The organism is Sphingomonas palmae (assembly GCF_900109565.1).
In the GTDB taxonomy this organism is placed as follows: Bacteria; Pseudomonadota; Alphaproteobacteria; order Sphingomonadales; family Sphingomonadaceae; genus Sphingomonas; species Sphingomonas palmae.
In genome coordinates this window covers 937,382-947,610 of the sequence record NZ_FNZZ01000001.1, presented here as the reverse complement: position 1 = coordinate 947,610, position 10,229 = coordinate 937,382, and the positions used below count along the sequence as shown (strand labels likewise).

Below are 10,229 nucleotides of genomic sequence, written 5' to 3'. Positions count from 1 at the left end.
GCTTGTTTGAGGAGCGCAGGCGCCGCTTTCACGTCGCTGACATTGCCGGCCGTCAGCATCAGCGCATAGGGACGGCCGATGACATCGGTGAGCGCGTGGACCTTGGTAGTCCAGCCACCGCGCGAGCGGCCGATTGCCTGGATCTGGCGCCCCCTTTTCCACCGAAGGCCGCGCGTTGCGCCTTGATGTAAGTGCTGTCGATCGCGGTACTCTTCGCGACCACACCGGCATCCACCAGCGCGTCGAGCAGCCTGAGCCAGAAGCCACGGCGCGACCAGCGGTTGAACCGGTTGTAGATCGTCGTGGACGGGCCTAATCGGCCGGGCAATCGCACCAGCGGCAGCCGACCTTCAGCACATGCACGATCCCGGAGATCACCCGCCGGTCGTCTACCCGCCGGGCACCGGGCTGGTTCTTCGGCAGATGTGGCTCGATCGCCGCCCACGCTTCATCCGACAACCAGAACAGCGCCATGCCTCACTCCTCCTGATCCACACCACAGTGAATCAGGAAAACCGTCACGCCTCAAGAGGCTGATTGGGTTTGGGCCCTAAGTTGCGAAGAGCCGAAGACGCTGACCTGCAGCGTCATGTTTTTGACCCACAATTAATTGATCTCGGCTGGATGGTTAAGCGGCAGAGAAGCAAGAGCGCACGTCATCCTGTGTTTTTCCGGGCTCGACTTATCGACAGATGTATGCAGCTTGAAGAGAAAGCTTTAGTGGCAAGTTGAAGCAAGGTTGGTTATAGCCGCCAACTACATAGTAGCCGTCGGTGTTGCGGCTGCTACTCATGCACGATTATGCTGCTGCGCGTACGCTTGCGTGCCACGCGTGATAACGTGATCTTCAGAAAGCGTCTGCGCGACCGAAATGTCGGAAAGCTGTTTTAGTTCGTCATATAGGGGCGCAAAGTCAGTTTCTACCGTGACTCGGAGCAGCTCGTCAAAGCTGGGTATGACGAAGTAGTTTTGCTGAAAATCGTCAATCCGATACTCGGTTCGCATAACACGTGCGAGGTCGAAGGCTATGCGGTGAGGGCTCGCGTCCTCAAGCGCGAAGCGGCTTTCAGCTGCGGAGGAAACGATGCCCGAGCCGTAGATGCGTAGGGCGCCATTCTCCTGAACAAGCCCAAATTCGACCGTGTACCAGTAGAGGCGGCCAAGATACTTGAGCGCGTTCATGCCGAGCGCGCGTTGACCACCCTTGCCGTAGGCTTCGAGGTAGTCCGCGAAAACTGGATCGGCGAGCATGGGTACATGGCCAAACACGTCGTGGAAGACGTCAGGCTCTTGCAGATAATCGAGCTGATCGGGGCGGCGGATGAAGTTTCCCGCAACGAAGCGGCGGTTAGCCATGTGGTCGAAGAAGACGTCGTCGGGAACCAGGCCGGGAACAGCGACGACCTGCCAGCCGGTTAGCTTCATCAATCGTTCGGACAGGGCGTCGAAATCGGGGATACCGGGCTTGTCGAGGCGCAATACGTCGAGTCCCCGCAACCATGCTTCGCTGGCACGACCGGGCAGCAGCTGCGACTGGCGGGCGAACAGCGTGTCCCAGGTTGCATGTTCCTCGGGCGTGTAGTTCGACCAGTTCTGCGCGATCGTCCAATCGGCGGCAGCGTCGGCGGGGGGAGCGGTGAGAACGTGCGTTTCCTCGGTCATGAGAGTGTTCTAGCAGCGCGTGGTGCGCCGCCAACCCCGACCTTTGCAAATAGCTGTTCTGGCGATCGCCGGGCTTGTTGCGCTGTATCTGCTCGCGGGGTTGGTAGGCGCAGCGTTGGTTGCGGACCCGGGTTGGCGAGAGCCGGCGCGTGGCGTGACCATCTGGGTCGAGGACAATGGCATCCACACCGATCTGGTCCTTCCAAAGCAGGCGGCGGGAGTGGATTGGCACCCTGTTTTCAAAGCCGATGCTATCGGCGATGCGCGCTTTGCCGGGTACGAATTCGTCGCCATTGGCTGGGGTGAGCGCCGGTTCTTTCTTGAGACGCCGACTTGGTGGGATGTTCGACCTGAGACGTTAGTCGCGGCGGCACTGGGTAGCAACGAGACTGTGTTGCACGTCGAGCATATCGCGCGTCCGGTTGAAGGGGAGCGGGTGCAGCGGGTTGTTTTGCGGCCCACAGAATACCGGCGGCTGGCGGAATTCGTGCGGGCGAGCCTTGCCGAGGGGAGGCCGGTTCGTGGTTACGCGGACTACGATGCGTTTTATCCGGCGCGGCGGCGGTATGATGCGCTGAGGACGTGCAACACGTGGACGGGGCGCGCGCTGAGGGTGGCGGGGGTGCGGGTTGGGCGGTGGACGCCGTTTCCCGCGACCGTCAGCTGGTGGTTGTGAGCGCGCGCTCGGAGCGTCAGTTCGCGGCGCCGGTCTGATTGGCGATCTCGCCGCGGGTGGCGGCGAGGGTCGGGGCGGGGCCGGTGGCGGGGCGGAGCGACTCGCGCTCACTTGGCGGAACGGCGGCGGTGGGGTCGGGGCGGAAGTCGACCGGTGCACGGGTGGTGCCGGGCGTGGGAGCGGAAGGCTTGAGATCGGGAGCGGGGTGCTCACCGGCGGACGGGCGGCTGGCAAGCAATTTGTCGAACAGACCGAAGCGGAGCGCACCGAAGAGTCCGGCGGCGACGGCTCCGATGCCGGCGGCGACGGCGACGCCGCTGGTCTTCTTTACCGGCTTGTCGGCGGGTTTGCGGTTCGCGCTGCGGCGGGTTGCGGGGTTGTTCTGTGCCATCGTCACGTCAACCGTCGGGCGGCGCAGGCGTTCCGTCGACCCGTGTGGGCGTAAGCGTGCCAGCGGGGGCGGGGCGGCAGAGATCGGCGGACGTGGCCGAGCCGTCGAGCCACGCACTCCAGTCCGTCGGATCGAGCACCACCACCTGACGGTCGTGATAAGGGGCAATATCGGGGCCCGGGCGGGTCGTGAGCATGGCGAAGGCCTGCCCGACCGCAGCGTCGTCGCGCCACACGCCGGCAATACAGAACCAGGGTTCGCGCGCGTGGGTGAAGAGCCACTTCGTCTTGCGCTTCTGCCCCGGTTCGGTCGGGGCGGTGAATTCGTAGAAGCCGTCGACGGGGATGAGGCAGCGCCCGCGCGCGATGTTGCGGTCGTCGGAGCGGTAATTGTAGACCGGACGCCCGTGCGCGCCGGGCCAGCTCCAGCGGCGGGTGACGAGCTCGGCCTCGCCCGAGGCATCGAAGCTCGCGCGGACGATGACGGTCGGGTCGGTGATCCGGATCGAGGGAAGCGGAGCCATGTTGGGCGCCCCTTCGGGAAAGCGAAGGGGGATGCGCAGGTCGTGGAAATCCTGTCGCAGGAGGCCGAGTTCGATCCGGCGGGCGGCTTCGTTGCACATGGAGCGATGCTAGAGCGTGCTGATCCGGGAGGCGAGGGGCTGGCGAGCGAATAGCGAGCATGGCGCCGCCGGCGTGGTCTGTGGTCGGAGCCGGGCTGGCTGGAGGCGGGCTGGGCGAGATCGAACGGGCGGTTGGAGCGGCGGTGCGGGTGGCGAGCGTGCCGCCGGTGTCGGTTGTCACGCTCGTCGCGGCGTTGCCCGGTACCTCAAGCGGCATGGTGTGAGCCGCCTGGTGTCGGTCGGGCGTGGGCTGTTCGACGCTGACCGGCGTGGCGGTTCGGGCGGCGGGGGCGGTCGGGATGGTATCGTGCTGTTCGTCGTCCGCCTCGGCAGCGGCGGAGGCGGGGGTGTCGGGCTGTTCGTCGCTGGCGGCCTCGTGCGACGGGCTGGGGGCGGATTGGACGTCGGCGGGGGCGTCGTCGCTTTCTTGCTCGTCCTTGATGCGCGCGCGGGCGGCCTCGGCGAACCATCGGTCGCGCATCCGGGCTTCGGTGACGTGGCGGACGGCGGCGTGGATGCGATGGGGTTTCTCGATCTGGTCGATCTCTTCCTCGTCGAGTTCGCGTTCGTAGTCGGGGTCGCCCCATTCGCCGGACTGCGCGCCTAGGAAGCCGTCGGGCGGGGGGAAGCGGGTGCGCCAGGCGTCGGCGTGGTCGCACCACCAGACGGGGTCGGGGCGATCGGCGGGGCTGACGTAGGGGGCGATCCCGGGCGGAAGTTGAGAAAGTTGACATTCACGCGCGGGTGCGAGCGCGAGGAGGCCGGCGGCCTCGGCGCGCGCCCATTGCTCGGCAGTCCAGGTAGCGCGGGTGGCGGGGTCTAGGTCGGAGACGTCGACCTCGGCAGCGGTAGCGGAGTGGCCGGCGAGCCAGCGGTCGGCGCGGGCGAGGGCGAGGACGGGCTCTAGGTCGGCGGCTCGGCTGGCGCGCGTGTCGAGTTCAAGGCGCCGCGCGACGAACAGGCCGGCGCGCGCGGGCGACGCGTCGGCATCGATCAGGTCGAGATAGGCGTCGAACTCGCCCGCGACGGCACGCGCGGCGGTGCCGTGGGCGCTGCGCTGCGCGGCATCGGAGAAGCGGTCGAGCCGGTGGAGCATGTGGGTGGCGAGGCGATTGTCGAAGCGGTGGCGGGTGACGACCGAGCCGTCGGGGCGGGTGATGACCTCCTCCTGCCCCTCCAGCGCGCGGGTGAGGAGCGTGTCGGCAAGCGTCTCGCGCGCGAGCAACCGCGCGCCGTCCCAGGCGAGCGCGAAGGCGGCACCGGCGGCGCGGCGGCGAAAGGCGTAGGCCGAGGCAGGCGAGAGCGCGACGCGCGCGCAGGCACGATCAACGGTGTCGCCGCCGGCGATCCCCTCCACGAAGAGGCGCTGCCGCTCGGGCGTCCAGCCGTCGGCACGGTGATTGAGGGGGCGGTGGTGGAGCGGGCGGTCGTGGGCGAGGGAGTCGTCGGGGGCCGGGATGGTGGCCGGGGCGGCGTGGCGGGTGGGCTCGTGTCCGGCCGCGGTGTCGGCGGGGGCGGGGAGCGCGGTGGGCGGGTGCGCGGTCATCGACGGCACAGCCCGGCGCGGCGGAACAGCGCCTCCATCGTCAGCGCAGCGGCAATCTCGAGCGCGGGCAGCGGGGCGGCGGCGATGCGGCCGGCATCGACGTGCGCCTGCCACTCACGATGCGCGATCTCGTGCCGCTCGGGCGCCTGATCGACCGGGTAGGCGACGGGGATGTAGGATGGGGTTTGCATGGGCGTGGTCCCGTTGGTTGAGGGACCGGGGTAGTAGGCAGGTTTGCCAAGTGTAGGACAGCGGCCGGCGCAGCAAGGCGCTAGCAAAGCTAGCGACGAGCGCCCCAGCGCCGGCCCGGCCAGCAGCGCCGACTGACGACGCGGCTTCGCCGCGGCGAGCCTTGGTTCTTTTTACTCCTAACAACGTCGCCGCCGTCGCCGCGATCAAAGGCGCTCCGCTGCACCGTCAGTTTAGCGGCACAATGTAAGTGCCTGAGTATGCTCAGCAATTTTATTGCTGAGCTTCCTTTTATTTTATCGAAATCACGCTATGCTTAAAACATTGAATTTTCGAAGGATTGCAGCGGTGAAGCAGTGGTTTCCATCGTTCCATATGGATCGACCTCAAGCGCGTCCGCTCGCGCGTTCGCTGGTTATTGAAGGCGACTGTTTAGACGTGATGGAGTATATTCCAGAGCGAAGCGTCAACATGGTTCTATGCGATTTACCGTACGGTACGACGCAGAATTCGTGGGACAGCGTGATCCCACTAGATGAATTGTGGGAAGCTTACGACCGCATTCTCGCCGCGCGGGGCGTTGTAGTTCTCATGGGGCAAGGGCCGTTCACAGCCCAGCTAATCATGAGTAGAGTTTCACAGTTTAAGTATAAAATCGTGTGGGTAAAATCCAAGGCAACAAACTTTTTAAATGCTAAGAAGCAGCCACTGCGTCGGCATGAAGATATATGCGTTTTTTACCCGGCGCAGCCAATCTATAATCCTGTCATGTCTTCAGGTGATGCGTATAACAAAGGTGTAAGAAAAGATCAGCTCACAGGATCTTATGGTGACTTTAAGCCTGTCGAAGTTAAAAGTAGTGGGTCTAGATATCCGAGTGACGTCTACTACTGTAAGACTGCTGAAAGCGAAGGGACGGTTTGGCACTCAACTCAAAAGCCGGTCGAGCTGGGCCGGTATCTTATTAAAACTTACACAAACGAAGGTGACGTTGTGTTGGACAATGCTTCTGGTTCTGGAAGCTTTTTAGTATCTGGTGCAATTGAAAATCGAAAGGTGCTAGGAATAGAAATAAATCAAGCCGTTCAGGCTTTTAAAATGGAACCGGTCGATCTCATTCATATTACCGATGAACGTCTGTCCGAGTACATCGCTGGCACCAATCGTTATGTCTTGCGCAACGGTGAGTGGGGGCATAACTCACTTACAGAGGCAATGAGTAGCTTTTTCAGTTGATGTCGATTTTATAAGTGCCGTTTACGTACTCAATGCAAAACTCCAAGCCGGCAGTATTAATAGTGCTAAAATCATTCAATGTTGCATTGTCGTAGTGTAGCCAAGTGTTTGGAGTGCTATTGTTTGCCATTCGAGTTGAGTCATGCGTGATATGGAATTTGCGCGAACCCTTGTGTGATCCGCAAATTGTCACATCTATATCAACGTAACATTCTTCAACGGGGTGATTGCCAAAAAAGCCAGCAGTCCAATTTTGTTGGCCGAAAAAAGTCTGCCGAAACCATGTTTGATTGTTCTGAGGATTGTTACCTTTGATAAAACGCAAATAAGGTACAATTCGGCCACTTGTCGGTTGTTGTGCGTCAGTAACCGACAGAATTTTACACCACTTCATTAGCCTCTCCAGCCTAGGTGAAAGGAGAGCCTACAATAGCAACCGACGTGGTCAATCCCAAACTCACGTGGCATTAGCCCACGTCTGTAAGCGGTGGTTTTCGGGTGTCAGGATGACCACCAACCCCGCGGCAGCAGCCCATCTTGCGTTTCGCTCCGGCTGAGGCGGCAATCGAGGCAAGACCGCTGCAGCTGTTATACCTAGTCCGATAACTCAAGCGAAGTCGTCCGAAGCGAAATGGCTCCGAGATGGATCAGCTTCGCCGCTTTCAATAAGTGAGAACCCGGATCAAGTCTGGGTTGACGGTAGGGAAGTTGGCTCGCAGCTACCAGCGTTTGCCGGTCTGCTTGATCGCGGCGAGCAGCGTCTTCTTCGAAGCGGTACGATTGCTGCCGGCGTTCCGCTGCATCTCCGGTTCGCCAAGCGCCGCACGCCGCTCCGCCAGCGCGGCCGCGAAGGCAGCGTGGTCGATGCGGCGGCCCGGCCAATCGTCGTTGGCGTCGCTCACTCCGCCGCTTCGGCGTGAACGGGCGCCTCCGCCACCTTCCGCTTCCCCAAGAGTGGCGCAAGATACCGCCCGGTGAAGCTCCCCTTCACCTTGGCGACCTGCTCGGGTGTGCCTTCGGCCACGACGCGGCCGCCCTTGACGCCGCCTTCGGGCCCCATGTCGATGATGTGGTCGGCGGTCTTGATGACGTCGAGGTTGTGCTCGATCACGACGACGGTGTTGCCCTGTTCGACGAGGGCGTGGAGCACCTCGAGGAGCTTGCGCACGTCCTCGAAGTGCAAGCCCGTGGTCGGCTCGTCGAGGATGTAGAGCGTGTTGCCGGTGGCACGGCGGGCGAGTTCCTTGGCGAGCTTGACGCGCTGCGCCTCGCCGCCCGAGAGCGTGGTCGCCTGCTGCCCGACCTTGACGTAGCCCAAGCCCACCTCGACCAGCATCGCCATCTTGTCGCGGATCGGGGGCACGGCCTTGAAGAACTCGGCCGCGTCCTCGACCGTCATGTCGAGCACGTCGGCGATCGAGTGGCCCTTGAACTTCACCTCCAGCGTTTCGCGGTTGTAGCGTTGCCCGTGGCAGACGTCGCAGGTGACGTAGACGTCGGGGAGGAAGTGCATCTCGATCTTGAGCACGCCGTCGCCCTGGCACGCCTCGCACCGCCCGCCCTTGACGTTGAAGGAGAAGCGGCCGGGCTTGTAGCCGCGGGCGAGGCTCTCGGGCAGGCCGGCGAACCAGTCGCGGATCTGCGTGAACGCGCCGGTGTAGGTCGCGGGGTTCGACCGGGGCGTGCGGCCGATCGGCGACTGGTCGATGTCGATGACCTTATCGAGATGCTGCAGGCCTGAGATCTTGTCGTGCTTGCCCGCGAGCATGCGCGCGCCGTTCAGCGTCCGCGCGGCGGCGGCGAAGAGCGTGTCGATGGTGAAGCTCGACTTGCCCGAGCCCGACACGCCGGTGATGCAGGTGAAGGTGCCCAAGGGGATCGACGCGGTGACGCCGGTCAGATTGTTGGCGGTGGCGTTGTGGACGGTGAGCTTCTTGGCCGAGCCCTTGCGGCGCTTGGCCGGCACCGGAACCTCGCGCACGCCGTTCAGGTAATCGGCGGTGACGCTGCCCTCGGTCGCCAGCACCTCTTCGAGCGTGCCGGCGGCGACGACCTGTCCGCCGTGGACGCCCGCGCCCGGTCCCATGTCGATGACGTAGTCGGCGGTGCGGATCGCGTCCTCGTCATGCTCGACCACCAGCACGGTGTTGCCGAGGTCGCGGAGACGCCGGAGCGTGGCGAGCAGCATGTCGTTGTCGCGCTGGTGAAGGCCGATCGACGGCTCGTCGAGGACGTAGAGGACGCCCGAGAGGCCGGAGCCGATCTGGCTGGCCAGGCGGATGCGCTGGCTCTCGCCGCCCGAGAGCGTGCCGCTGGTGCGGTTCAAGTTGAGGTAGTCGAGGCCGACGTTGTTGAGGAAGCCGAGCCGCTCGACGATCTCCTTCAGGATACGCTCGGCGATGGCGCGCTGCTGGTCGCCGAGATGGTTGGGGAGGTCGGTGAAGAAGGCGAGCGCGTCGACGACCGAGAGGTGGGTGGCGTGGCTGATGTCCTGGTGCGCGATCTTGACCGCGAGCGCCTCCGGCTTGAGGCGGGCGCCGTGGCAGGTCTCGCACGCCTGCGCGGACTGGTATTTGGACAGCTCCTCCTTCATCCACGCGCTCTCGGTCTGGAGCATGCGGCGGTTGAGGTTGCCGATGACGCCCTCGAACGGCTTCTTGACGTCGTAGGACTTCTTGCCGTCCACGAAGGTGAGCGTGACGGGCTTCCCGCTTGTGCCGTGGAGGATGGTCTTCTGCACCTCGGCCGGCAGTTCGCCCCAGGGGGTGTCGAGCGCGAAGTCGAACTCGCGCGCGAGGCTGCCTAGCACCTGCATGTAATAAGGCGAGGGCGGGTTGGATTTCGCCCAGGGGACGACCGCGCCCTTCTTGAGCGACAGCTGGTGGTTGGGGACGACGAGGTCCTCGTCGAAGATCAGCTTCTCGCCCAGGCCGTCGCAGGCGGGGCAGGCGCCCTGCGGCGCGTTGAAGGAGAACAGGCGCGGCTCGATCTCGGGGATGGTGAAGCCCGAGACGGGGCAGGCGAACTTTTCGGAAAAGACGATTCGGCCGTCGGGGGCGTGGTCGCCGAGCACCGCGCTGGTCGGCGTGCGGGGTTCGACCGGATCGGCGGGGTCGACGTAGGCGAGGCCGTCGGCGAGCTTCAATGCGGTCTCGAAGCTCTCGGCCAAGCGGGTGGCGATGTCGCCGCGTACCACGAGGCGGTCGACGACGACCTCGATGTCGTGCTTGAACTTCTTGTCGAGCGCGGGGGCCTCGTCGATCTCGTAGAGCTCACCGTCGATGCGGACGCGGGTGAAGCCCGCTTTCTGCCACTCCAGCATCTCCTTGCGATACTCGCCCTTGCGCCCGCGGACGACGGGGGCGAGCAGGTAGAGGCGCGTGCCTTCGGGCAGCGACATGACGCGGTCGACCATCTGGCTGACCTGCTGCGCGGCGATCGGCTCTCCGGTGGCGGGGGAATAAGGCACACCGACGCGCGCCCAGAGCAGGCGCATATAGTCGTAGATCTCGGTGACCGTGGCGACGGTCGAGCGGGGATTGCGGCTGGTGGTCTTCTGCTCGATCGCGATCGCAGGGCTTAGCCCCTCGATATGGTCGACGTCGGGCTTCTGCATCAGCTCAAGGAACTGGCGTGCGTAGGCGGACAGGCTCTCGACGTAGCGGCGCTGCCCCTCGGCGTAGATGGTGTCGAAGGCGAGGCTGGATTTGCCCGAGCCCGACAGCCCGGTGATGACGGTCAGCGTGTCGCGCGGGATGTCGACGCCCACGTCCTTGAGGTTATGCTCGCGCGCGCCGCGCACCGAAATCGTCGTCAAAGCCATGTGGGCCGTTCTACCTTCGTTCCGCGGCGGATGCCAGTGTGGGCGGATGTAGGAACGCGCGGGAGGCCTTGCGAGGTTCGTGCG

11 protein-coding genes and 1 pseudogene are annotated in these 10,229 nt (G+C 64.0%); 4 read left to right on the top strand and 8 right to left on the bottom strand.

Features of this window, described 5'->3' with window-relative positions:
* Both BMW51_RS16230 and phhA read right to left on the bottom strand, forming a co-directional pair.
* Positions 1-474 (bottom strand): annotated as a pseudogene (locus BMW51_RS16230) (IS5 family transposase); the annotation flags it as partial.
* A gap of 315 nt (positions 475-789) precedes the next feature.
* Positions 790-1,662, bottom strand: a complete 873-nt coding sequence (phhA, locus tag BMW51_RS04650; RefSeq protein WP_093003691.1) for a phenylalanine 4-monooxygenase — start codon at positions 1,660-1,662, stop codon at positions 790-792.
* Between the two features lie 19 nt (positions 1,663-1,681).
* Between phhA and BMW51_RS04645 the strand changes: the two genes are divergently transcribed.
* A complete protein-coding gene (locus tag BMW51_RS04645) occupies positions 1,682-2,338 on the top strand; it encodes a TIGR02117 family protein (protein WP_342723306.1) in 657 nt (218 codons plus the stop codon).
* A gap of 16 nt (positions 2,339-2,354) precedes the next feature.
* On the opposite strand, the gene BMW51_RS04640 is transcribed toward BMW51_RS04645, so the two are convergent.
* Both BMW51_RS04640 and BMW51_RS04635 read right to left on the bottom strand, forming a co-directional pair.
* Positions 2,355-2,729 (bottom strand): hypothetical protein, encoded by a 375-nt coding sequence (locus tag BMW51_RS04640; RefSeq protein WP_143051797.1) that lies wholly within the window; start codon positions 2,727-2,729, stop codon positions 2,355-2,357.
* 7 nt (positions 2,730-2,736) lie between these two features.
* Positions 2,737-3,351: an SOS response-associated peptidase family protein gene (locus BMW51_RS04635; RefSeq protein ID WP_093003687.1), complete on the bottom strand. Its 615-nt coding sequence runs from the start codon at positions 3,349-3,351 to the stop codon at positions 2,737-2,739.
* An 80-nt stretch (positions 3,352-3,431) separates the two neighbouring features.
* Here BMW51_RS04635 and BMW51_RS16025 point away from each other — a divergent pair, with 80 nt between their 5' ends.
* Together BMW51_RS16025 and BMW51_RS04630 are read left to right on the top strand one after the other, a co-directional pair.
* Positions 3,432-3,575, top strand: a complete 144-nt coding sequence (locus BMW51_RS16025) for a hypothetical protein (RefSeq protein WP_177171514.1) — start codon at positions 3,432-3,434, stop codon at positions 3,573-3,575.
* Entirely contained in the window at positions 3,572-3,958 is a 387-nt protein-coding gene (locus BMW51_RS04630; RefSeq protein ID WP_093003685.1) for a hypothetical protein, read from the top strand. The genes BMW51_RS16025 and BMW51_RS04630 overlap by 4 nt, the downstream gene beginning before the upstream one ends.
* A 935-nt stretch (positions 3,959-4,893) precedes the next feature.
* Here BMW51_RS04630 and BMW51_RS04625 read toward each other — a convergent pair.
* A complete protein-coding gene (locus tag BMW51_RS04625) occupies positions 4,894-5,088 on the bottom strand; it encodes a hypothetical protein (protein WP_093003683.1) in 195 nt (64 codons plus the stop codon).
* A gap of 346 nt (positions 5,089-5,434) precedes the next feature.
* On the opposite strand from BMW51_RS04625, the gene BMW51_RS04620 reads away from it, so the two are divergent.
* Complete coding sequence (locus BMW51_RS04620) at positions 5,435-6,322, top strand: DNA-methyltransferase (protein ID WP_218139358.1); 888 nt, start codon at positions 5,435-5,437, stop codon at positions 6,320-6,322.
* On the opposite strand, the gene BMW51_RS15825 is transcribed toward BMW51_RS04620, so the two are convergent.
* The 3 genes from BMW51_RS15825 to uvrA form a co-directional block, all read right to left on the bottom strand.
* Positions 6,315-6,716: a hypothetical protein gene (locus BMW51_RS15825; RefSeq protein WP_143051796.1), complete on the bottom strand. Its 402-nt coding sequence runs from the start codon at positions 6,714-6,716 to the stop codon at positions 6,315-6,317. The two genes, BMW51_RS04620 and BMW51_RS15825, sit on opposite strands and share 8 nt — an antisense overlap.
* Positions 6,717-7,041: 325 nt before the next feature.
* Positions 7,042-7,224, bottom strand: coding sequence for a hypothetical protein (locus tag BMW51_RS04615; RefSeq protein ID WP_093003680.1), 183 nt, complete (start codon positions 7,222-7,224; stop codon positions 7,042-7,044).
* The gene (gene uvrA, locus BMW51_RS04610) at positions 7,221-10,145 is read right to left on the bottom strand and encodes an excinuclease ABC subunit UvrA (protein WP_093003679.1); all 2,925 of its coding nucleotides are present in this window, start codon (positions 10,143-10,145) and stop codon (positions 7,221-7,223) included. Before uvrA ends, BMW51_RS04615 begins: the two co-directional genes overlap by 4 nt.
* Positions 10,146-10,229: the final 84 nt, after the last annotated feature.